Source organism: Hymenobacter sp. 5516J-16 (assembly GCF_022919335.1).
Classification (GTDB): Bacteria; Bacteroidota; Bacteroidia; order Cytophagales; family Hymenobacteraceae; genus Hymenobacter; species Hymenobacter sublimis.
The window spans coordinates 1,157,604-1,180,861 of record NZ_CP095058.1 but is presented as its reverse complement, the minus strand read 5'-3'; the positions used below and the strand labels follow the sequence as shown (position 1 = coordinate 1,180,861).

21 protein-coding genes and 1 pseudogene are annotated in these 23,258 nt (G+C 57.0%); 18 read left to right on the top strand and 4 right to left on the bottom strand.

Translation table 11 applies throughout. The annotated features are described in order from the left end of the window. The first annotated feature begins 64 nt into the window (after nucleotides 1-64). The 18 genes from MUN84_RS05800 (at nucleotide 65) to MUN84_RS05715 (ending at nucleotide 16,875) form a co-directional block, all read left to right on the top strand. Nucleotides 65-1,135 carry a cytochrome c oxidase subunit II gene (locus tag MUN84_RS05800; protein ID WP_244697033.1) on the top strand — a complete coding sequence of 357 codons (1,071 nt, stop codon included), beginning with the start codon at nucleotides 65-67 and terminating at the stop codon, nucleotides 1,133-1,135. Nucleotides 1,136-1,160: 25 nt separating this feature from the next. After that, nucleotides 1,161-3,020, top strand: coding sequence for a cbb3-type cytochrome c oxidase subunit I (locus tag MUN84_RS05795; RefSeq protein ID WP_244697032.1), 1,860 nt, complete (start codon nucleotides 1,161-1,163; stop codon nucleotides 3,018-3,020). Between the two features lie 177 nt (nucleotides 3,021-3,197). Then, the gene (locus tag MUN84_RS05790) at nucleotides 3,198-4,280 is read left to right on the top strand and encodes a COX15/CtaA family protein (RefSeq protein WP_262920655.1); all 1,083 of its coding nucleotides are present in this window, start codon (nucleotides 3,198-3,200) and stop codon (nucleotides 4,278-4,280) included. Nucleotides 4,281-4,334: 54 nt separating this feature from the next. Next, nucleotides 4,335-5,186, top strand: coding sequence for a heme o synthase (gene cyoE / locus MUN84_RS05785; protein WP_244697031.1), 852 nt, complete (start codon nucleotides 4,335-4,337; stop codon nucleotides 5,184-5,186). 101 nt (nucleotides 5,187-5,287) lie between these two features. Next, nucleotides 5,288-5,875 carry a heme-copper oxidase subunit III gene (locus tag MUN84_RS05780; protein ID WP_244697030.1) on the top strand — a complete coding sequence of 196 codons (588 nt, stop codon included), beginning with the start codon at nucleotides 5,288-5,290 and terminating at the stop codon, nucleotides 5,873-5,875. A gap of 23 nt (nucleotides 5,876-5,898) precedes the next feature. Further along, the gene (locus tag MUN84_RS05775; protein ID WP_244697029.1) at nucleotides 5,899-6,669 is read left to right on the top strand and encodes a cytochrome c oxidase subunit 3; all 771 of its coding nucleotides are present in this window, start codon (nucleotides 5,899-5,901) and stop codon (nucleotides 6,667-6,669) included. A gap of 75 nt (nucleotides 6,670-6,744) precedes the next feature. Next, nucleotides 6,745-7,086: a cytochrome C oxidase subunit IV family protein gene (locus tag MUN84_RS05770; RefSeq protein WP_244697028.1), complete on the top strand. Its 342-nt coding sequence runs from the start codon at nucleotides 6,745-6,747 to the stop codon at nucleotides 7,084-7,086. 4 nt (nucleotides 7,087-7,090) lie between these two features. Then, nucleotides 7,091-7,750 carry an SCO family protein gene (locus MUN84_RS05765; protein WP_244697027.1) on the top strand — a complete coding sequence of 220 codons (660 nt, stop codon included), beginning with the start codon at nucleotides 7,091-7,093 and terminating at the stop codon, nucleotides 7,748-7,750. Continuing rightward, nucleotides 7,737-8,291: a DUF420 domain-containing protein gene (locus MUN84_RS05760; RefSeq protein WP_244697026.1), complete on the top strand. Its 555-nt coding sequence runs from the start codon at nucleotides 7,737-7,739 to the stop codon at nucleotides 8,289-8,291. Before MUN84_RS05765 ends, MUN84_RS05760 begins: the two co-directional genes overlap by 14 nt. Nucleotides 8,292-8,381: 90 nt before the next feature. Then, complete coding sequence (locus MUN84_RS05755; RefSeq protein ID WP_188559167.1) at nucleotides 8,382-8,642, top strand: hypothetical protein; 261 nt, start codon at nucleotides 8,382-8,384, stop codon at nucleotides 8,640-8,642. Next, a complete protein-coding gene (locus MUN84_RS05750) occupies nucleotides 8,635-9,030 on the top strand; it encodes a DUF983 domain-containing protein (protein ID WP_244697025.1) in 396 nt (131 codons plus the stop codon). Before MUN84_RS05755 ends, MUN84_RS05750 begins: the two co-directional genes overlap by 8 nt. Before the next feature lie 121 nt (nucleotides 9,031-9,151). After that, nucleotides 9,152-11,452, top strand: a complete 2,301-nt coding sequence (locus MUN84_RS05745; protein WP_244697024.1) for a hypothetical protein — start codon at nucleotides 9,152-9,154, stop codon at nucleotides 11,450-11,452. A gap of 14 nt (nucleotides 11,453-11,466) precedes the next feature. Next, entirely contained in the window at nucleotides 11,467-11,904 is a 438-nt protein-coding gene (locus MUN84_RS05740; RefSeq protein ID WP_244697023.1) for a hypothetical protein, read from the top strand. Between the two features lie 83 nt (nucleotides 11,905-11,987). Further along, nucleotides 11,988-12,890, top strand: coding sequence for a HAMP domain-containing sensor histidine kinase (locus MUN84_RS05735; RefSeq protein ID WP_317239200.1), 903 nt, complete (start codon nucleotides 11,988-11,990; stop codon nucleotides 12,888-12,890). Nucleotides 12,891-13,324: 434 nt separating this feature from the next. Beyond that, on the top strand, nucleotides 13,325-14,152 hold the full coding sequence (locus tag MUN84_RS05730) for a hypothetical protein (RefSeq protein ID WP_244697022.1): 828 nt from the start codon (nucleotides 13,325-13,327) through the stop codon (nucleotides 14,150-14,152). A gap of 43 nt (nucleotides 14,153-14,195) precedes the next feature. Beyond that, nucleotides 14,196-15,221, top strand: coding sequence for a hypothetical protein (locus tag MUN84_RS05725; RefSeq protein ID WP_244697021.1), 1,026 nt, complete (start codon nucleotides 14,196-14,198; stop codon nucleotides 15,219-15,221). Between the two features lie 68 nt (nucleotides 15,222-15,289). After that, nucleotides 15,290-16,057 carry a hypothetical protein gene (locus tag MUN84_RS05720; protein WP_244697020.1) on the top strand — a complete coding sequence of 256 codons (768 nt, stop codon included), beginning with the start codon at nucleotides 15,290-15,292 and terminating at the stop codon, nucleotides 16,055-16,057. After that, entirely contained in the window at nucleotides 15,997-16,875 is an 879-nt protein-coding gene (locus MUN84_RS05715) for a hypothetical protein (protein ID WP_244697019.1), read from the top strand. The genes MUN84_RS05720 and MUN84_RS05715 overlap by 61 nt, the downstream gene beginning before the upstream one ends. 113 nt (nucleotides 16,876-16,988) lie before the next feature. On the opposite strand, the gene MUN84_RS05710 is transcribed toward MUN84_RS05715, so the two are convergent. The 4 genes and pseudogenes from MUN84_RS05710 to MUN84_RS05695 form a co-directional block, all read right to left on the bottom strand. After that, nucleotides 16,989-19,067, bottom strand: a complete 2,079-nt coding sequence (locus MUN84_RS05710; protein WP_244697018.1) for a beta-N-acetylhexosaminidase — start codon at nucleotides 19,065-19,067, stop codon at nucleotides 16,989-16,991. Between the two features lie 205 nt (nucleotides 19,068-19,272). Next, the gene (locus tag MUN84_RS05705; RefSeq protein WP_244697017.1) at nucleotides 19,273-20,628 is read right to left on the bottom strand and encodes a DUF58 domain-containing protein; all 1,356 of its coding nucleotides are present in this window, start codon (nucleotides 20,626-20,628) and stop codon (nucleotides 19,273-19,275) included. A gap of 139 nt (nucleotides 20,629-20,767) precedes the next feature. Beyond that, nucleotides 20,768-21,660, bottom strand: a pseudogene (locus tag MUN84_RS05700) (AAA family ATPase). A gap of 309 nt (nucleotides 21,661-21,969) precedes the next feature. Further along, nucleotides 21,970-23,247, bottom strand: coding sequence for a DUF4350 domain-containing protein (locus tag MUN84_RS05695; protein WP_244697016.1), 1,278 nt, complete (start codon nucleotides 23,245-23,247; stop codon nucleotides 21,970-21,972). Nucleotides 23,248-23,258 lie beyond the last annotated feature (11 nt).

The following is a 23,258-nucleotide window of genomic DNA, read 5'->3' as shown; positions in this document are numbered from 1 at the left end:
GGAGAGGAATGAAGCTCTTCTCCTCTCACCACTCGCTCTCAGTACTCACTTCTACCTCCTGATAATGACTACTCTTGGTATTCTTCTGGTGCTGGTGTTGCTGCTGGTCGTGTTTGGCCTGCTGTTCCGCCTCCAGATTCTAACTTCAATCTTTTCGGGTAGCTCAACCCGAGAAGTAGGGGTTAGCAACCGTGTAAACGCCATTCTTTTCATCATATTCCTAGTTGTTGGAGGAGCCGCTTTTGCGTGGTCTTTTGCTGACAACTACGATAAGATGAACCCACCCATTGCTTCCGTACACGGTCATGCCACCGAACGGATGTTTTGGACTACCATGATTATCCTGGGCATTGTGTTCACGCTGACCCAGGTATTGCTGTTCGTGTATTCTTACAAGTATCAGCATAAAGAAGGCCGCCGGGCTTTCTTCTTTCCGCATAACAACAAAATCGAAGTAATCTGGACGCTGATTCCTGCTATTGTAATGGCAGGCTTGGTATTCGCTGGTTGGAAAGAATGGACGCGTATCACTGGTCCGGCTCCTAAGGACGCCGTAGTGGTAGAGGTTATGGGCAAGCAGTTTAACTGGTTAGTTCGGTACCCCGGCCGCGACCAGAAGCTTGGTGTAGTTAACTATCGTCTGATTGATGCTACCAACGAGTTTGGGTTTGACCTAAGCGACCAAAACGGCATCGACGATTTCGTGGCACCTGAAATTCACGTTCCCAAGGGACATCCAGTGCTATTGAAGATTCGTTCGCGTGATGTGCTGCACGCTGTCTACATGCCTCATTTCCGTGTGCAGATGTACGCTGTACCTGGCATGCCGACTAAGTTTTGGTTTACGCCTACCATGACAACTGACGAAATGCGTGCTCAAACTGGCAATCCAAAATTCACTTATGAATTGGCCTGCAACCAGATTTGCGGACGTGGCCACTTCGCTATGAAGCTGAACATTGTAGTGGATGAACCAGATGACTATGTTGCTTGGTTTGCTCAGCAGAAGTCTTTCTCGGAGCAAAATCCCGATGTACTGGCTAGCTTTAAACAGAAGTCGGATAAACTGGATGAAAAAGAAACTACTCCAGCTGCGGCCGCTGTAGTTTCCGCTACGGCCAAGGCTTCGCTCTAATCTCATTTAATTGCACGCTTCTACTATGGCTGCTAATCTTCCTACTCAAGCGCAAGTGCAAGGCGGCGCCGGTGTAACCGAGCCGGGCATCTCGCACGACGAGCACGCGCACCACGACGAGCACCACGAGCAAAGCTTTCTGCAGAAGTACGTCTTCAGCACGGACCATAAAGTAATTGCTAAGCAATTCCTGATTACAGGTATTATCTGGGCAATTATTGGTGGTACCCTGTCGAGCCTCTTCCGTCTGCAGCTGGGCTGGCCCGAGTCTACCTTCGAATGGCTTTCTCCGTTCTTGGGCAAATGGATTGAGGCTGGTAAGCTGAACCCAGAGTTCTATCTAGCATTGGTGACAATGCACGGCACCATCATGGTGTTCTTCGTGCTGACGGCCGGCTTGTCGGGTACATTCTCCAACTTCCTGATTCCGCTGCAAATTGGTGCCCGCGATATGGCTTCGGGCTTCATGAACATGCTTTCCTACTGGTTCTTCTTTGCTTCCAGTGTGGTTATGTTCGTTTCACTGTTCCTGGAAACGGGTCCTGCTTCTGCTGGTTGGACAATTTATCCCCCGCTGAGCGCATTGCCTCAAGCTATTCCTGGTTCGGGCGCTGGTCAGACATTCTGGCTGGTATCTATGGCCTTGTTCATTGTTTCGCAGTTGTTGGGTGGTGTAAACTATATCACTACTGTTATCAACCTGCGTACTCAGGGCATGAGCATGAGCAAACTGCCGCTCACCATCTGGGCCTTCTTCTTGACAGCTATTCTTGGTCTGCTTTCTTTCCCGGTACTTTTTTCGGCAGCTCTACTGCTGATTTTCGACCGTAGCTTCGGCACTTCGTTCTTCCTTTCCGACATTTACATTGCCGGTCAGGCATTGCCAAACACAGGTGGTTCACCCATCCTGTTCCAGCACTTGTTCTGGTTCTTAGGTCACCCCGAGGTGTACATCGTAATTATGCCTGCTATGGGTATGGTATCCGAGATTCTGGCTACGAATGCTCGTAAACCTATCTTCGGTTACCGCGCCATGATTGGCTCCCTATTGGGTATTTCGTTGCTCTCCTTTATTGTGTGGGCTCACCACATGTTCGTGACGGGTATGAACCCCTTCCTGGGTTCTGTCTTCATGTTCCTGACCCTGATTATTGCCGTTCCCTCGGCAGTGAAAACTTTTAACTGGTTGGCAACTCTGTGGCGTGGTAATATCCGCTTTACCTCAGCTATGTTGTTCTCCATCGGTTTCGTATCGTTGTTCATTGCTGGTGGTCTAACGGGTATCGTACTGGGTAATGCTGCTCTCGACATTCAGATGCACAACACGTACTTTGTGGTAGCTCACTTCCACTTAGTAATGGGTTCGTCGGCTTTCTTTGGTTTGTTTGCCGGTGTATATCACTGGTTCCCGAAGATGTTCGGTCGTATGCTGGACGAGAAGTTGGGCTACGTACACTTCTGGCTGACCTTCCTCGGTGTATATCTGGTGTTCTTGCCAATGCACTACGTTGGTATCGCTGGTTTCCCCCGTCGTTACTACGCTTGGACTGGCTTCGATAGCTTCAGCCAGTTTGCTGATCTGAACAAGTTCATCTCGGCCGCTGCCATTATTGCTTTCTTCGCTCAGTTCGTTTTCATCTTCAACTTCTTCTACAGCATCTTCCGTGGTCGTCGGGCTACCGAGAATCCTTGGAATTCGACGACGCTGGAGTGGACGACACCGGTAGTACCCGGCCACGGCAACTGGCCTGGTGCAATTCCAGCCGTACACCGTTGGCCCTATGACTACAGCAAGCCTGGTGCCGCTGAGGACTTCATTCCCCAGCATATACCATACTCGCAGACGCAGTCTTCTAACTTGCCATACGAGAAGGAAATGGAATAAGTGCTTTGAGCACTAGCCTCCTAAACGGGCCGCTGTACCAACGGCGGCCCGTTTTATTTGCTTCCGCTAAGGGAAATTCGGACCGGCTGTGCCGAGCTGAGTTTCCCTTCAGTTTTATAAGCAAAAAGCTGATTCAGCAGTTTATATAATGAATTTTCTCGCTTAGTCACGTTCAGCATGTCAACTCCCACATTCGTGCGCCGTTTCCGATTTGTTGGAATTCTGACGGTAGCAGCCGTGTACGTTCTAATCTTGGTTGGTGGTATAGTTCGGAGTACTGGTTCTGGAATGGGCTGCCCCGACTGGCCAAAGTGCTTTGGTAGCTGGGTACCGCCCACGCACATTAGCCAACTACCCCTTAATTATAAGGAAGTATACACTGCACAACGGGTTGAGAAGAACAAGAAGTTGGCTGCGAAGCTAGAGCGCCTGGGCTTTCATCAGGTAGCTGGTGACATTTTTGCCCATCCTACCCAGTACATTGAGACTGATTTCAACCCGGTGAAAACGTGGATTGAATACGTGAACCGACTAGTAGGAGCACTGATTGGCGTGTTCGTCTTTGGCACAGTGCTATTTGCCTTACCCTACTGGCGCCGCGACCGTGCGGTGTTCTGGCTAGCTTTAGCGTCTTTCCTCTTAACTGGAGTACAAGGCTGGCTGGGCTCATTAGTGGTTTCCACGAATCTGCTGCCAATTATGGTGACCATTCACATGGGCCTAGCCTTGGTGATTGTGGCTATGCTGTTATACGCCGTTGACCGCTCTCAGCGGGGGCTGGAAGCAGAAATGCGCCCCGTGCGAGAGGTGACAGGATTATCTGGTGTGTTATGGCTGGCTGTATTGCTCACTTTTGGTCAGATTGTATTGGGTACGCAGGTGCGTGAACAAATTGACCTGGTTGCCTCGGCGGCTAACTACCTTAATCGGGGAAGCTGGGTAGAGCAGTTGGGCAATGTGTTTCGTTTTCACCGCTCTTTCTCGGCGCTGCTCCTGCTTATAAATCTGTACTTGGCGTATCGGCTATACACTCTACCCTCGCGCCGCCTACATGGTTTAGCCACGGCCATTTTGGTCTTGATAGGAGGGGAAATAGTGGCGGGCATTGTTTTAGCCTATTTCTCATTCCCGGCCGCGGTGCAGCCCGTTCACCTCACGCTGGCTACCTTACTCTTTGGCGCTCAGTTTTTAGCTGTAGTAGCGTATCGGCAAGCCACGAAGTTGCGGCGGCAGGTGGCTACTCCGGCTGTTGTTGCGTAACTTTGCGGCCCTGTTTGGCGCATCTTCTCGCCGCGCACTCTGTTCCACCCGTTGATGAGTAAGGCTAGGGCTTTCTTCCAGTTACTTAAATTTCGCCTGGCGCTTACGGTGGCCTTTTCCAGCGCCATTGGCTACTTGCTGGGCGCTCAAGAGCTGAACTGGGGACGGGCAGTGTTAGTGATGCTGGGCGGATTGGCAGTTACGGGCTCGGCTAACACCATCAACCAGATCTTTGAAATAGATCTGGACAAAATGATGAAGCGTACGGCTCAGCGGCCACTGCCTTTAGGAATTTTGAGTATTCGGGAGGCCTGGGTATTTGTGGCAGTTCTTGGAGTAGCGGGACTAGCTTTGCTAGCCTACTTTTTCAACCCAGTAGCTGCCGCTCTCTCTCTTATATCCCTGATTCTATACGGCTTCATCTATACCCCACTGAAAACAATTTCACCTATTTGTGTAGCGGTAGGGGCCATACCAGGAGGAATGCCGCCGCTAATTGGCTGGGTGGCTGCCACGGGCTTCCTAGGGTTAGAAGGGTGGATCTTGTTTGGAATTCAGTTCATGTGGCAGTTTCCGCACTTCTGGGCCATTGCCTGGGTGCTAGACGATGACTACAAGAAGGCGGGCTTCAAAATGCTGCCTACACCCGGCAAAAAAGACCTGCGCACGGCGTTTCAAATCATGACGTACACGCTGGTGCTCATTCCGCTCAGCTTACTGCCGTTTTACTTTGGCATGACCGGTACTACGTACCCTATGGTAGCTGCTATTTGCGGAGTATTGTTCTTAATGCAGACTTTCTACCTCATGCGCACCATCAGTAAAAAGGCGGCCATGAGCATCATGTTTGGGTCCTTCCTCTACCTGCCCATCGTGCAGATAGCGTTGGTACTGGATAAGATATAATCAGGTTCAGAGTGCAAACTAAGCGTGAGAAGCGGGACAAAGCGTCGCCAACTCATGTTTACTAGCTGACACTCTTTTGTCCTACAACTCATTTCTTCTTTATGCATTCCTCCGAAGCATTGAACACCAAGCAGCCAGCCACGGGAATTCACCCGTTGCGGTTTGTGCTGGTGCTGATGATGGTCAGCATCTTCATGATTTTCGCTGCGTATACCAGCGCTTACATCGTGCGGCGCAACGAAGGCAACTGGCTAGAATTCGATTTGCCCTTTGGCTTCCTGATTACTACCCTAATTTTGGCCGCTAGCTCCGTGACTGTACAGTGGGCGTGGTTCGCGGCTCGTAAGGATGAACTCAAGCAAGTGCGCACGGCACTTATACTAACCACCGTACTAGGTATTGCCTTTCTGATTGGGCAGTGGGAACTGTGGGGCGTCTTGGTGGGGCAGCGCATCTTTTTTGCGGGCACTGATGCCAACCCTTCCGGCTCATTTCTGTATGTATTAACCGGCGTCCATGCATTTCACCTGGTTACGGGACTTATCTTTCTGCTGATCGTATTGCGTAAAAGCTTTAACTATCAGGTGCATTCCCGGCAGATGCTCTCCATCGGCAACGTCACGATCTACTGGCACTACCTTGGCGCGCTTTGGTTGTACCTGTATTTGTTCCTACTTTTGAACCACTAGAATTTCGTCAACCCCCGCACGCTATGTCCACCATTTCCACGACGCAGGTAATTTCTGATTCCGCCCTGGATAAGCCGCGCACCGGCACCTGGGACGGCGGGAACGAGCCTTTCAAAGCAAGCTACGGCAAGCTGATGATGTGGTTCTTCCTGTTGTCGGACGCCTTCACGTTCGCCGCCTTCCTCACCACGTATGGTCTGATTCGTCACCGCCACGGTGTGTACGAGGGTACGGCCGAAGCTTTCAAGTTCTCGACCAATTACTGGCCCATCCCTGAGAAAGTATTTGATGCCTTCCCCGGCTTGCATGGCATGCATCTGCCGCTGGGTTTTGTGGCCTTGATGACGATGATTCTCATCTTTAGCTCGGTAACGATGGTACTGGCAGTAGAAGCTGGTCACCGCTTCGACAAGAAGGACGTACAGAAATGGCTGCTGTGGACGATATTGTTCGGGGCTACCTTCTTGAGCTGCCAGGCCTGGGAGTGGAGCCACTTCATCCATGGTACGGAAGAAGGCACGCTGATGAATGACGGCTCAGTATTCCACGGCGCTAACCTGGCTATGAATCAGTACGGTCCGGTGCTGTTTGCTGACTTGTTCTTCTTCATCACCGGTTTCCACGGCACGCACGTATTCTCGGGCGTTTGCCTGCTGATTTGGGCGTTTATTGCCACTACGAACGGTACGTTTGAAAAGCGCGGCCACTATGAAATGGTGGAGAAAATTGGCCTCTACTGGCACTTTGTAGATCTGGTGTGGGTGTTCGTTTTCACCTTCTTCTACCTCGTTTAATTTGATTGAGTACCGGGGCGAGCAACTGCTGAAGTTGTTCGCCTCGGTGTTTACTTCCTTAGCTACTCCATTACCATGGCTCAGCACGCAACGCACGACCCTGCTCCGACTGGCGAAATTCCTAAGCCCAATACCGCCTGGATCTGGAAAACCTTCTGGATTATTTCGGCTATTACAGCACTGGAATTTGTTATTGCCTACATCATGCCCGCCAGCACGTTCCGCAATTCCATCTTCATCATCCTGACCATTTTCAAGGCCTTCTTCATCGTGGCTGAGTTCATGCACTTGAAGCATGAGACGAAGGGCCTGATTTGGACCATCTTGATTCCAATGTCTTTGCTCATCTGGCTGCTCGTGGCCTTGATTACGGAAGGCTCCTACATCGGCGAAGCAGTACAGAACCTAGTCAGCTAGCAGTATGCGGCCCCAACAAGTTTTAGTGTTGGGCCTGATTCTGCTGGTCCCGGTTCTGGCTTTCCTGTTCCTCAAAAGCTTCGGTACCAACCGTTACGCGCTGCCAACTTTCCTGCCCGACCGAGTAGACTCTACTCAGGTTGCGGGAAAGTGGCAGCGCGATACTGTTTATCACCAAATCGGTGGTTTTCGGTTAGCGTCGCAATCAGGTCGGGAAGTGACTGGGGAGGAGCTGCAGCGGAAAGGCCTATACGTAGCTAATTTTTTCTTTACTACCTGCCCTGGCGCCTGTCCGCGCGTAACCAGCCAATTAGTGCGGGTGCAGGAGAAGTTTCGGCAGGAGCCCCGGGTAGCTTTGGCATCATTTACTGTAGATCCGGCCCACGATTCCGTAGCCGTGCTAGCGCGCTATGCCGAGGAGTACGGGGCCATTGCCGGCAAATGGTTTTTCCTGACTGGTGACAAAACCGTTGCTACCCGGTTAGCTACTGAGGAGTTCCGTCTTGCACCCAGCATTGACCCCGGAAGCCTGCACAGCCAGCAAGTCTTTCTGGTTGACCGCGCCGGGCACGTGCGCGGCCGTTACGACGGGACCAGCGAGCGGGACGTGAATCGCCTCATCACCGAGATTGAAGTGTTGCTTTACACCTATGACCACCAATAACTCTGCCGTTAACCCCGGCAACTTCACCAAGTACAAAATAGCCGCCGGCGTCCTGGGAGCCGTGGTGCCCCTGGCCGTGGCCGTGCTTTACTTTCTGCCCGGCGTTTTTCGTATTCCCGGCGCCAATGTAAAAATGCTGCCGGCTGTTAATGCCGTGCTTAATTCCCTCACGGCGGTTTTCCTGATGCTGGGCTACTACTTCATCCGGCGCAAGAACGTAGCTAAGCACCGCGCCATGATGGGCATGGCTTTCCTACTGGGCTCTTTGTTCCTGGTGTCTTACGTGGCGTACCACTCCCAAGGCATTGTGACGAAATACGGTGGGGTAGGCCTGATGCGCGGCGTCTACTACTTCATCCTAATAACCCACATTCTGCTGGCGGCCATTACCGTAGCGTTGGTACTATTTACGCTGTACTTCGCCTTGACTGAGCAATTTCAGAAGCACCGCCGCATTGCCCGCTGGACTTACCCGGTGTGGCTCTACGTTTCCATTACGGGCGTAATTGTGTATTTCATGATTGCGCCTTACTACACGTAGTACTTTTCGAAAACATCTTCATGAAGGCTTCTGGTAACGAACCAGGAGCACACCCAGACGGTTATTCTTGCAACGAAATCAGTTGATGTCATGAAAAAAGTAGTTTATAGCGGACTGGTAGCCTTGTTTCTGGGGGTACTATTGAGCGTACTACCCTTAAGTGTGCAAGCGCAGTGCACCATGTGCAAAACTCAGGTGGAAGCTTCGCGCCAGGAGAAGGACGGATACGACACAACCGGCCTCAACAAGGGAATTTTGTATCTGATGACGATTCCCTACGTACTGATTGGAACGGTTGGTTATTTCTGGTACCGCCACAGTCAGCAGAAGAAAAAAACGGCCCATGGCTAACTCCGATTCTACCCTGGTAAGCGTTCTGCAGCAGCGCTGTCCGCGCTGCCACCAGGGGCAACTGTTCACGCACTCGGCCCTGAACCTGGCGCATTTCACCGAAATGCCGCCCACCTGCCCAGTATGCGAACAAGCCTATGAACCGGAGCCAGGGTTTTATTGGGGAGCTATGTATATCAGCTTTGCCTTTTCTACGGCTATTATGCTGGTCGTCGGTTTTGCGGTGTACTACCTGCTCGATGACCCGGATACTTGGGTATACATTACGGCCGTGGCCATCTTCTCTTTGCTGTTCACGCCCTTGAGTTTGCGCTATTCTCGCACCCTGATGCTGTATTTGTTTGGCGGGGTGCATTATGATGCGCGCTACGCCGCTAGTCGCCGCTAGTCGCCGCTAGTCGCCGCTAAACTCGCTCCTTCTAACCAGAGCTAGGAAATGCCGCCGTGGGGCGGCATTTTTGTTTGGTATCAAGGTTGCTACTGTCCCGATTCCATCATTTCCCCTCCCGTTGAAATTTTTCCGCTTCCCTCCGGTCTGGCTGCTGTCACTGGCCCTGCTTTGTTTCGGGGCCGCTTACCTGAGCAACCGCTATAGCCAGAATCCGGAGGTAGTACTGCAAGCTTCGGCTACCCGGCTGCAAGAGCTGTTGATGGAGGCTGAGCTTACGGGGGAGCGGGAATCGACGGATGTACTGCAGCGGCTGGCAACGCGCCAAGTCAGCTTTCAAAGCCTGACTAGCCACACGACCTACCCTACCTTCATTTTCCGGGGCGAGCAGATTGTCTACTGGTCTGACCATAGCGTGCGGCCCGACCCGGAACAGGCCTTGCAGCGCTACCACGAGCGCCTGCTAGAAACCCGATTTGGTAAGTTTTTGGTGCTGCGGCACACGGAAGGTGAATACGTCATCCTGACCTACATTCCGCTGGAAATCAGCTACGGCATTAGCAACCGTTACTTGCGGGAGGGCAACGGCCAAGGACTCTTCCAGGGTCAGAACGTGCGACTAGTGGTAGAAAAGACTACCTCTAACCGTCCGCGGCTAGTCTCCAATGAAGGCAATTATCTCTTCTCAATAGAAAGCCTGCAGGCCGACCCCATTACGGGCAAGTACGTGCCGCTGCTGCTACTACTACTTGGGTTCGGCTTTTACGTGGCCGGCTGGAGCTACGTGGCCCGGCAGCAGTTTGCCCAAGGGAAGGTGTGGGCCGGAGCCCTGGCCGTGGTGGTTCCGCTGGTGGTGTTGCGGGCCGTGATGCTCTCATTGGGGCTGCCGTTTTCCTTCTTGGAAGTCCGCCTATTTGACCCACGCGTGTACGCGGCCTCCTGGATTTCGCCTTCCCTAGGCGATTTGCTCCTGAATGCCGCATTGTTCGTGGTGTCTTCGTACTACGTACTGCTGCTCTTCCGGCGCTACGGCGTGCTGCGCATCACTCAACGAATTCGCCGCTGGCCCCAGCGCGTGGGAGTGGGTGCGCTTACCGTGCTCGGGTTTTATGGCCTGCTGGAGCTGCTGTTCGATTTTTACACTAGCAGCTTCACCAATTCTCAACTCATCCTGGACATCACCCAGGATATTCAGGTAAGCGTCTTTAAGTCCCTGCTGCTGCTAGCCATTGTGCTGCACACTGGCAGCTACTTAGTGGGGTTTTACTTACTCTCGCAGCTGTTTACCGGCATAGTTCGGCCCTCTACCCGCACTATTGGGTTGCTGTTGCTATTTGTGACGGCAGTAATTTTTCTGTCCACGGGGCTGGGGTTGGGGCTGGTGCACTGCACTATTTTGGGCATTACCCTGCTGTTTTTCTTTGTGTTGCGCCTCACGGGGTTGAAGTCAGCGGGCGCGGTGCTGCCTTATCAGGTATATCTGTTCATCTTCCTGATGGTAGGCGTCAGCTCGGCGGTGGGTGGCTTGGCTCTATACGAGCACTTTAACCGTCAGCTGCAGCTCAACAAGCAAAACCTAGCAAGTAATCTGCTTACTGACAATGATTTGCAGGGTGAATATCTACTGGTTGAACGGGGCCAGGAAATGGCCCAAGACCCGGTGTTGCGCACTATGCTGGCTAGTCCGTTCATTAACCTGGACCTGATTCGCCAGAAAATTGTCAAGTACTACCTACGCGACTACTTCAATAAGTATGAAGTGCGCGTGATTCTCTTTAATCCGGCGGGGCGGGGTGTGGCCGTAGGCGGCAGTTTAGAGCAAACGCGCGAGTTCCTGCTGCAAGGTGCCACCCGCACCGACCACCCCAATATTTACCTCATCCGGGATGGGAACAATTCGTTTAGCTCCCGCCGGTACGTGGCCTTTGTGCCAGTGCCTACCCCCAACCCGGAGCTAGATGCCGGCAACAGCACGATAGTGCTGGAGCTGACCCTGAAGAAGCTGACAGCCAACAGCGTGGTGCCGGAGCTGCTGGTAGATCAGAATTTCTATCAGCCCCGCCTGGGCACGGAGCTCAGCTACGGGGGCTACCAGAAGGGCCAACTGGTTTACAGCGAAGGTGACTTTGATTACATCAACCGCTTGCCCACCAGCCTATTCCGTGACCCGCGGCTTTATACGACTGGAGTGGCGCTCGGCGGTTTCCATCACCTGGGCATCCGGGCCACGGACCGCTCCGACCGGATGGTGGTTGTTAGCACGGCCACGTATTCTTTCTCCGACTGGCTGGCAAATTTTTCCGCGCTATTTCTACTGCACAGCTTCTGCTGGCTCTTGCTCATGGGGCGTTTCTGCTGGCGCGAGGCCAGTACCGGGAACTGCTGCGCACCAACTTCAGCACCAAGATTCAACTCTTCCTGAACTTCGGCATTCTAGTGCCGCTCGTTGTAGTGAGCGTGGCTATTGCCAGCCAAGTTACCAACTCCTACAAGCACGATTTGCTGCGGAGCTACCAGCGCCGGGGGCAGGCTGTGCAGGAAAATCTGCTCAAAAACCGCAACCTGCTCACGGAGTCCGGCAACAGGGCCGACCTAGTGGACCTGGCCGAAAACGTAGCCGCCCTCACCGAAACCGACCTAAACCTCTACGATGCCCGCGGCGAGCTGCTAGTGAGCAGCCAGCCCCTCATTTTCGAGGCCAGCCTGCTCAGTACCCTCATGAACCCCAGGCAGTGGCGGCCCTCACCGAGGATGGGCAACCCCGCATTCTGCTCACGGAGCAAGCCGGCACGCTTTCCTTTAATGCACTGTACTTGCCGCTCCGGGCCGGAGCCGTGCAGTCGGGGCGGCCGGGCGCGGTGCTGGGCTACGTAGGAATTCCCTTCTTTGACTCCGAAAAGGACCTCGATAACAAGCTCACGGAGCTGGTATCTACCATTCTGAACATCTTCACCGTGATGTTTATCCTGTTTCTGGTGCTGGCCTTCCTGGCGTCCCGGATTCTGACGGAGCCGCTTAAGCTGATCACCGAAAAGCTGCGTCAGACCACGCTTACGGGCCAAAACGAGATGCTAGCCTATGAATCGGAGGACGAAATTGGCTTGCTGGTGCGCGAGTACAACCAGATGCTGCTGAAGCTGGAGGAAAGCAAGCAGGAGCTGGCCACCCAGGAAAAGGAAGCCGCCTGGCGCGAAATGGCCCGGCAGGTGGCCCACGAAATCAAGAACCCGCTTACGCCCATGAAGCTGAGCCTGCAGTTTCTGCAGCGCGCCATCCAGGACCAACGCCCCAACCTGGATGAGCTGATGAACAAGGTGTCGCAAACGCTTATCACCCAGATTGACGTGCTGACCGACATTGCTACCTCCTTCAGCAACTTCACTAACCTGCCTGCCATGCGCCCCGAGCGCCTGGACGTGGCGCCCATTCTGCGGCGGTGCGTGGGTTTGCACCAGGGCGGCGCGGCCGGAACGGGCATTCGACTCACCTTGCCCGAGGACGCCGATACGGGTCGTTACGTGGTGTACGCCGATGAAAGTCTGCTGGTGCGCACCTTCAATAATCTTCTGATTAATGCCCTGCAAGCCATTCCGCCCGACCGGCGGCCGGAAGTGGAAGCGCAGCTACAAGCCCAGCCTAACAACCGCATCCGCATCTGCATCCAGGACAATGGCACCGGCATTCCGGCCGACGTGCAGGACAAAGTGTTTGTGCCCAACTTCACCACCAAGGAGAAAGGCTCCGGTATTGGGTTGGCCGTGGCCCGGCGTGGCATTGAGAGTGCCGGGGGCACCATCTGGTTTGAAACCAAGGAGGGCGCTGGAACACTGTTCTGCATTGAGCTGCCGCTGGCAGGGTAGGAGCCCGCACCTGCGCACACCCAAAAGTCCTGAATAGTAAGCAACTGTTGAGGTAGGAATTGGCACGAATTCAGCGCCTTCCGGCGTTATGGTGGCCCCGACGTCTTGGCCTCGTATTTTTACTGAATGATCAGCAGCTCTACGCCCTCTTTTCTGCGCTTGTGTGGGCTGCTGATGGGCCTGTGGTGGTGGGGTAGTGCGGCGGCCCAGGCCCAGCAGCGCCCCGACGCCCCGCCTACTACCCGCCGCTGCACCTGGGTACGCCTGGCCCTCAACCGGGATACCACGGAGTTCAGCTTGCGCGACTCGCTGACAATAGTGCCGACCTCGGTGAGCGTGGACGGCCGCGGCCTGGCGTATGACGCCCGCACGGACCGTTACCGATTTGTGCGGCCTAGCACGCGGTTTCCTTCCCCGAGCCGGGCCAGCCCGATATGGTGCTGCCCGGTAGCCCCGACTCGGTGCTGGTGTGCTACCGGGTACTGCCCGTGCAACTGGCTGCGCCCCGGTCCCTGCGCCCCGCCCGCCTCATGGACAGCGTGGATTTCTGGCGGCGCCCCTCGGTAATGGGCCTAGAGGACTTTGCGGTGAAGGAGCAGATTCTGAGCACGCCCGGCATCAACAAAACGGGTAACCTCTCCCGCGGCGTCTCGTTTGGCAATGCCCAGAACGTTTTCGTTAACTCCTCCCTGAACCTGCAGCTAGAAGGTCGCCTCACCGACCAGATTACGCTCACGGCGGCTATTTCCGACCAGAACGTGCCTTTCCAGCCCGAAGGCAACACCCAGCAGCTCCAGGAATTCGACCGGATTTACATCACGCTTACCCACCCGCGCTGGAACCTGACGGCCGGCGACGTGGTGCTGCGCAACAAGCCCGATTACTTCCTGCGCTTTTATAAAAACATTCAGGGAGCGGCCCTGGAAACCAACTTCGGGCGGCTGCCCACCGGTGGGTTTGGTGGCGGAAGCGGGCCGGGCGTGAGCAATCCGCAGCTGTTTCAGTACCCCAACGCCAGTGGTACCAGCACCGGCACCTTCGTGACGGTGCCGCCCACCGTACCCCCGCCTGCCGGCTCAGGCGCCACCCAGAACGGCCAGCCAACCAGCCCGGCCAGTCCTAACGGCATTACGCCCAACGGGGTAGGGCCAAACGGAGTCAGCCAAACGGTAACCAGCGCCCCCGGCGCCCCCGGCGCAACGGCTTGCTTGGTTTCAGGCCCGGCGAGGCATTTGCCACTACCTCCGTGGCGGCGGGGGTAGCCAAGGGCAAGTTTGCCAGCATTGATATTGCCCCCTGGAAAACGTGCAGGGCCCCTACCGCCTGCGCGGGCCGAACGGGGAGCAGTTCATTATTATTCTGGCCAACTCCGAGCGGGTATACCTGGATGGCCGGCTCCTGGTGCGCGGCTTTGATTTCGACTACGTCATCGATTACAACCAGGCCGAGCTAACGTTTTCGCCTCGCCACCTAATAACCCGCAACTCCCGCATTAAGGTCGATTTCGAGTACTCCGATTTCAACTACTCCCGCTCCCTGCTCCAGGCCAGCCACTACCAGCAGCTGGGCCGCCTGCAGGTGCACGCCAACTTCTACCGCGAGTCAGATAACCCCGATAACTCACCCAACCTCAGCCTCAAAGAGTCGGAAAAGCAGCTGCTGCGCTCCATTGGCGACAACGTCAGTCAGGCCGTGGTGCCGGGTGTGGATACCGTAGCTTACGACCGGCAGCAGGTGCAGTACCGTCAGGAAACCCAGCTCGACCCCACTACCCAGCAGCCAGTGACGGTGTTCGTGTATCCGCCCCAGGATACCACCCGGGCCGTGTACAACGTGCGCTTCACCAACGTGGGGGCGGGCCAGGGCAGCTACAACCTAGGCACTAGCGCCGAAGAGGCCCGCGCCAATGGCCGCGTGTACCAGTTCGTGGGCCAGGGGCGCGGCTCCTACGAGCCTATTCGGGTACTGCCCACGCCCTTGCAAAAGCAGCTGATGACGGTGGGTACCAGCTACCAGCTTGATTCCACGGCCACGGTGTTCGTGGATTTGGCCGCTTCCGACCTGGATTTAAACCGCTTTTCGCCGGAGTCGGCGAAGGGGCGAGCTATGCGGGTGGGCTACGTGGTGCAGGACCGGCCCGTGCGCCTACCCGGCTTGCAGGGCTACAAGCTGCGCAGTGCCTTGGATTACGAGTACACCAGCCGTCGTTTTGCCCCCATCGACCGGTACCGCGACATCGAGTTTGACCGTAACTGGAGCACTTCTAACACCCTCGTTACCAACAATCAGCAGCCCCGCGAGGACAATATTCTCAACGCCTCGGTGGGGTAGTAAAAGACGCCAACAATGCCCTGGGCTACCGCCTGAGCCGACGCTACCGGGCTGGGGAAGTAAGCGGAGTGCAGCACTGGGTAGATGTGGCCCGGCAGGTGGGCCCGGTGCAGGTGCGCGGCAACTTGTTTCTGCTGAACTCCGAGGCCGGCAGCCGCACTTCGCGCTGGGCGCGGGGTGAAGGTACGGCCCGCTATGTAGGCGGACCCGTGGTGCCCGGCTACGCCTACCGCTTCGATAAAAACCGCGTTGCCAAGTCTAGTGGTGACTCGCTGACTTCGGCCAATTACTTCGACGAGCACGCTCTGTTCCTGCAAAGCCGCGACTCGGCCCGTACCCGCTTCCGCCTCGACTACAGCTACCGCCGCGACCAGACCCCAAACCCCGAGCAAACCCGGCTGCAGGAGCGGGGCCGGGCCCAAACCTGGCAGGGCACACTCGTCTCGCGCCTGAGTGCCACCCAGGACCTGGCTATACTGGCTACCTACCGCGACCTGGCGGCCCGCGACTCGGCTCGGCAGCGCACCGTGCTGGGCAAGCTCGACTGGAACGCTAGCTTTTTCCAGCAGCTGTTGCGCTCGGAGCTGAGCTACGCCGTGGCCACGGGCCGGGAGCTGAAGCGCGACTACACGTTTCTGGCCGTGCCCAACGGCCAGGGCACGCACTACTACGGCGGCGACGTGGCGACCAGTAACCGCCCAACCAACAACCGCCAGGATAAGGACGAATTCTTTGAGGCCCAGACCCCGACGCCCAGTACCGCACCCACATCAAGGTGTTTCTGCCTACCGACGACTACATTCCAGCCTTCACCAACCGCTTTAGCTACCGCCTGACCACTACTGCCCCGCGCGGGTGGCGGGAGTTGCCGGGTTTGCGCGGCTTCGTGGGGCGGTTCTCGGCTCTGAGTACCATCACCCTAGACCGCCGCACCACCGAAAATACCCTGTCGTCGCGCCTGAACCCGTTTGCCTTCCAAACCGCCGATTCCCTGCTACTGAGTTTGAACAAGCTGCTGCGTAACACGCTTTATTTCAACCGGTCCAATCCTATTTTCGGGGCCGAGCTGACGGTGCAGCAAACCCAGCAGAAGGTGCTGCTGACCCAGGGCTCCGATACGCGCAACCTCGCCAACCAAAGCCTGCTGCTCCGCCGGACCTTAGCACAGTCGTTCACGGGGCGCTTTACGGCTGCACGCAGCATCCGCGAAAACCTATCGAACTACCTGGAAGCCCGTAACTTCCGGGTGCTGCAGTACGAGCTGGCGCCCGAAATCAGCTACCAGCCCACCAACGTGCTGCGCCTGACGGGCACCTACCTGCGCACCACCAAGCAAAACACCAACGGCCCCGACGAAGACGCAGCCGGTACGTTTGATGAGTTGGGAGTAGAAACCCGCGTCAGCCAGGTGGGCAAGCGCACCCTGTCGGCTACCACTCGCTACGTGCGCGTAGCCTTCGAAGGTGACCAGGCTTCCCTGGTCGGGCTGGAAATTCTGAATGCCCTGCGCCCCGGCAGCAACTTTACCTGGAACCTGAACCTGGAGCAGCGCCTCAGCAACGGCCTCAACGTAACCCTAGCCTACGACGGCCGCAAAGCCAACGGCCTGAACGCCGTGCACACCGGCCGCATGCAGGTATCGGTGCTGTTTTAAAGGTCAACTAGTGAGATGGTGAGTTGGCTGTTCAACCCGCGCAGGTAGCGCTTATTGAACAGCCAACTCACCATCTCACTACTTCGCCTCTACCAGCCGCCGGATGGCGGGAACTACGGCCAGCTCGGTTTGGCCGGCGGGGCTTTGGCGGCGTCGAGCTGCTTGAGGGCGTTGGCTTGCCAGGCGGGGGTAGGGGCTTGGCCCTTTTCCAGCATCTTGAGGCGCTCCAGGCCCAGGGTGGCAATGGTTTTCAGGCGGACAGAATGCGGCGCGTACTCCTGCAGGCTGGGGTTTTGCTTCAGCAGGGGCTGCAATAGCGCATCGTTGGCCTGCCAGTACTCCAGTTCGTTGCTGAGGTAGGCGACTAGGGCCTTGCCGGGTTGACCCCGGAACCGGTCGGTGCTACCGGCAGCAGTGCGCCCGTAGGCCAGCAGGCCATCCACGGCCACGCCAAACTGCCGGGCCTCTTCTGATTCAGCCGGGGCGGCGTCCACCAGGCGGTTCAGTGGGGTTTGAGTCGTGTATTTGAAGCCCTGAAAGTGGCGCTTGTACTCCTTTACCGGCTCCAGCACGTGGGCCAGGGTGCGCAGGGGCGCCACGGCCGTCTGCCGGCCGCCGGCCAGCTGGGTCAGGAGCTGCTCCGGGGCCCGGCGGTGCTGCAGCCCCAGGCTTTCCAGCTGCTGGCTTACCAGCCCGAGACGGCGGTACATATCCGGCACGTCGCGGACGGTGGCGGCGCTCCAGAGTCGCTCGGCTACGGCCGCGGCCCGGGGCCAGATGCGCGAATCTACGATGATGGAGTCGGCAAACTCGCTCCACATGGTGGCCTCGCCGCCCAGTACTAGCTTTTGCTGTTCGGGCGTCAGAGGAGCATCCTGAGGGAGCGGGTCGGGGGCATAGTGCGAGGCTGCCGTCAGAAATAGGTCGATGTAGTAGCCGTTGGAAAGCAGGGTAGGATGGCCGCTTTTCGCCGCCTCATACAGGCCTTTTTTGCCGCGCCAACTCTGTATTACCGCTTCCGGAGCCAGGCCCGGACCCAGAATTTCGTCCCAGCCCACCATGGTTTTCTGGTAGCGGGTCAGTATCTGCAGCACCCGGCGGTTGTAGTAGGTTTGCAGGGCGTGCTTGTCGAGCTGACCTTTGGCGTCCACCATGCCTTGCTGCTTCATGAAGGCCACGATGCGCGGATTTCGCTTCCACTGCCGCCCATCGTTTTCATCGCCCCCAATGTGAAAGTAGGGGTCCGGAAACAGCCGCGTCATTTCGCTTAGCAAGGAATCGATGAGGGTATAGGTAGTTTCCTGGGTGGGGTCCATGGCAATGTTGAGCACACCCCATTTGCGCGCTACGCCATAGATGGAATCGTTGGAGGCCAGGCGGGGGTAGGCCGCCAGCCAGGCCGTGGCGTGGCCGGGCATATCGAACTCCGGAATTACTCGAATGCCGCGCCGGGCCGCGTAGCGGATGATGTCGCGCACCTGGCTTTGCGTGTAAAACTGTCCTTCGCCGCCCACCGTGTGCAGGCGCGGCAGCAGTTTGCTTTCCACCCGAAAGCCCTGGTCGTCGGAGAGGTGCCAGTGCATGACGTTAAACTTGGTGGCCCACATGCCGTTGAGGTTACGCTTTATCACGGAAACGGGCATAAAGTGGCGGGCCGGGTCCATCAGCAGCCCCCGCCATGGAAAGCGCGGCGCATCCAGCACATCTACCTCCGGCAGCCACACTGCCTTCTTCTCAGTAGTTGCCAGCTGCCGCAGCGTTGCCAGTCCGCGCAAAATACCCAGGTGGGTAGGCGCATTCAGGGCCACGCCCATGGGCGTCACGCGCAGGGTGTACGACTCATCCTCGCCCAGCTTCAGCAAATCAGCGGGACGACCATACTGCAGTACTAAGCTGGCCGTAGGCAAGGGCGAAGTCTGACGGCGCGACGCGGCCAGCCCACTACGGCCGGGCAGTAGCACCGGCAGAACTAGTTGCTCCACGGCTTCGGCCACGGCGGAGTCGGCGGCGTGGGCCGCTGGCGTCTGGGCGGGCGTGAACACCTGCCACGACAAATCTGGCTTGATAGTAAAACGGCTCGCGCCCCAGGTCGTCTGGGTTGGCACCGGCAGCAACGTGCGGGTGTCGGGCGTTTGGGCGGCAAGCGGGTAAGCCAGAAGTAACAGGAGGTAGAGCAGGAAAGGACGCATCATCGGGAAAGCAAAGGGCAGGAGGGTAGAGCCCGAAGGTAGCAAGCCCCGGGCCAGAAGTAGCAGTGAACAGAACGAGGTACTATCTGAAAAGGCCGTCATCCTGCATGAAGCAAAGGACCTTTCTACGTGTCAATAAGTTGGGCTGACGTGAGAATGTCCTTCGCTTCATGCAGGATGACGGCCTCTTTCATGACCAGAATTGCCGCTAAATCAGCCCCCGGGCCTTGAATTCTAGGTACTTGTTGATGGTGTTTACCGTCAAATTCTGGGGGGCGGTGAGCAGGGCGTGGATGCCGTAGCGGTTCAGCTCCCGCACAATCTGGCGTTTTTCCTGGGCAAATTTCTCAGCTACCGTCTGGTTGTATACGTCCTGGGTAGTGCTGGTGGGGCCGTCGAGGTAGGCGCGCAACTCAGTATTTTCGAAGAACACCACCAGCAGCAGGTGCTCTTTGGCTAGGCGGCGCAGGTAAGGCAACTGGCGCTGCATGCCATAGAGCGTCTCGAAATTGGTAAACAGAATCAGCAGGCTACGCTGCTTAATCTGGGTCCGGACCGACACGTAGAGCCGCTCGTAGTCGGTTTCCAAGTACTTGGTTTTCTGGCGGTAGAGCACTTCCAATAGCTTGCGCAAATGGCCGCTACGGCGCTCGGCCGGTACCAGGGTGCCGGGCTGGTTGGAGAACGTCAGCAGCCCGGCCTTGTCGTGCTTGAGTAGGGCAATGTTGCTGACGACCAAGGTGGCGTTAATGGCGTAGTCGAGCAAGCTCAGCCCCTCGAAGGGCATGCGCATCACCCGGCCCTTGTCAATGAGGCAGTACACCTGCTGGGCCCGTTCGTCCTGGTAGTGGTTGACGACGAGGGCGTCGGCCGCGTGCGGGGTGGTGGCGCGGCGGGCGGTGGCTTTCCAGTTAATGGCCCGCGGGTCGTCGCCGGGCACGTAGGGCCGCACCTGCTCAAACTCCATACTGTGGCCCACCCGCCGGATGCGCTTCACGCCGGCCTCCGTGAGGCGGTTATGAATGGCCAGCAGTTCATACTGGCGCATCTGCAGAAACGAAGGATACACGGGCACCACCCGGCTTTCGTCAAACCGAAACCGCCGCCGCGCCAAACCCAGCGGGGAAGCCACGTACACGTTCAAGGCGCCAAACTCGTACTCGCCACGCTTGGTAGGCCGCAGCTGATAGCGGATAATACTCGTTTCGGCGGGCCGAATGCTGGCCCGAAACAGCACGTCGCGGCGCTGAAATTGGTGCGGAATCTCATCAATAATATGCGTGCTAATCGGAAAGCGGTAGCGGTTCTCGATGTAGAGGGCCACATCATTGTCGGAACCATTGGCCAGCTTGTCGCCCAGTACCCGCCGCCCGAACACGCCCCCACCGCCGGCCGCCGTTGTACCGTAAAGCAGTACGAGGTCTAACAAGATGAAGGTCGCCAGCAACCCCGCAGCCAGCTGCAAGGGCATCAGCCAACCAGGCACGAAAAACGCCACCACTAGCCCGGTAATCAGAGCTAGCAGAAGCAGGAAAAAGCGGCGAGTGAGAAATAAGGACTTCAAAAGGAAGGAAATAAGGTGTTGTCCTGCTGAACTAGTCGAAATATCTCTACCGCCTCGTCGCCTTACTTGAGTTAGCCAGCGGTAGAGATGCTTCGACTAGTTCAGGATAACATGCTGTCCGCTTGCTGCCTATTCGCATTTACCTCGGAACCTCAATTTGTTGCAGAATCTGTTTGACGATGTCGTCGGGGGTGCCGCCTTCCATTTCGCGCTCCGGCGTGAGCTGAATGCGGTGGCGCAGCACCATAGGAGCCAGGTACTGTACGTCTTCGGGCGTCACGAAGTCGCGGCCCCGCAGGGCAGCCAGGGCTTTGGCGCCGTTGAGCAAAGCCAGGGAAGCCCGGGCGAGGCGCCCAAGTAGAGACCCTTGTGGGCGCGCGTCTGGCCTACGAGGCGGGCAATATATTCGAGCAGCTTGGGCTCCACGTGCTGGCGGCGCACCTGCTCCCGCAACTGCTGCAGGTCCTCGGCTGATACTACGGCTTGCACGGCCTCCAGGGGCGTACCGCCGAAACCTGCGTGATGGCCCTGCAAAATGGCTACTTCTTCTTCCACCGTAGGATAGCCTACGCTCAGCTTGAACAGGAACCGGTCGAGCTGGGCTTCGGGCAAGCGGTAGGTGCCTTCCTGCTCAATAGGGTTCTGGGTGGCCAGCACCACAAAGGGCGCGGGCATGGGGTAGCGGGTGCCATCTTGGGTTACCTGCCGCTCCTCCATCACCTCAAATAGCGCCGATTGAGTTTTGGCCGGGGCGCGGTTAATCTCATCAATCAGGACGATGCTGGCGAAAATGGGGCCGGGCCGAAACTCAAACTCCGACTTGTTAGGCCGGAATACGGAGGTGCCTAGCACGTCGGAAGGCATTAGGTCGGGGGTGAACTGCAGGCGGCTGAAGGGTACGCTTAGGGTGCGGGCCAGCAGTTTGGCGGTAAGCGTTTTGGCTACCCCCGGCACGCCCTCCAACAGCACGTGGCCATCAGCTAGGAGGGCCGTGAGCAACAGTTCCGCCAGGTCCTGCTGTCCCACAATCACCTTGCTCAGCTCCCGCCGGATAGCCTCGGCATGACGGCTCAATTGGCTGAAGTCGGTGCGCGGGGCTTGGGTTTCGGCAGCAGAGGGCACCGCACTTATGGCAGTGACGGGTGGTGATGAAATGGGAGGTGTAGCGAAAGAATCCGGAGTATTTTCCATCTTACAGAAGTTAAAATCAGCAAACAGAGTAGGGTATAATTCAATTACGTGAGCTATATGTATAGCGAAATACTTGTGCTAATATTAAGAGAGGGGCTATAAGAATAGTTATAAATAAGTTAAGTGCAATTTTATGTGATAGTGCAAAAATTACGCAGCCTCATTACGAAACTGGTTAATGGCGCGGTTTAGCTCCAGCAGTTCCACGTCCGAAACCTGCCGGGCGGTTCGTATCAAATTAATGCGGCGCACTACGGCATCCACAGTTGCGCGAGGCAGCCCCGACTTTTGGGCCACCCGCTCCCGAGTAGCTTCGTCGGCCAAATCCAAGGTAGGCTCGTGGTAGCGGGTGCGCAGATATTCCAAGAACAGCCCAATTTTCTTTTCCGCAATTAGGGCGTGGTTGGAGCCCTGCCGGTACAGGCCCGCCACCGTGCGCGTAAACAGTAGGGTAGTATTTGGGAGTGGCTGGAGTATGGGGATAATACGCTGACGTCGGCGGGCCTCAAACACCACAAAAAGCACGGCTCCCAGCAGCCCAAGCCACAGGGCCCAACGTAGCGCCTCGTGCTGCTTTATAACGCGCAGCAAAGACTGCTCGCCCAAAGGTCCTTGTTTCTGATACTCATCCCAAAAAACCGGCCGTGCCGCTGGCAACCCCGACAGCGCCGCAAAGGCGTAACCGGCCGTAGCGGGCCGCAGCAGCAACAGATTGCTGAAGGCAGCGGGGGTAGTACTCAGCAGCAGGCCTCCCCGGCCGATGGGCGCCCACACCAGTACCGGCCGCCGGCGCTCGTCATGGGCCAGTACCGTGGCGCGGGACCCCTTGCGGGCCCGGAAATAGGCGGGCACTTCGCTTTGCGGAAACCGGTAGCGGCGGGCCGCACCACGCGGCGGGTTCACGAGCGTGAGCGTGGTTGTAGCGCGGCTCAGGCCGTGGTTACCCTGGGCCCGACTCAGCAGCAGACTATCCAAATCCAGCACCGGCTCAATATCCAGGCGCAAGGTGTCCAGCAGCTGACTGGTCATGCGCTCAGCGGCAACGAAGGCTTGGTTGCCGCGGCTCAGGTACCGCAGCAGCGCATCCCGATCAAGACGGGAGCACACAAACTGGTCGTTGACAAAAAGGTAGGTAGCCGCTTCGCGGCGCAGGACGGGGCCGTGGACCGTCAGGGCGGAGTCACGGTCTGCATCCACGCCGAGGGTAGGCAGGAGCTGATTGGCAATGGGCAGGCGAACAGCGGTAATTGGCTGACCCGGAAAAAGGGTAGGCAACTGGTCGTAGAGCACGTAGGTGCCGTAGGGAATTTTGTCGCGGTTGATAAAGGTAGGCGACCAGTCCGTGGGTTGGGGGCGGAAATACTCCACGGCAATGAAGGCCCCAAACAGCAGCCCCAGGCCCAGCAGAAAAGCACGAAAACGGGTCATGGCAGGCAACT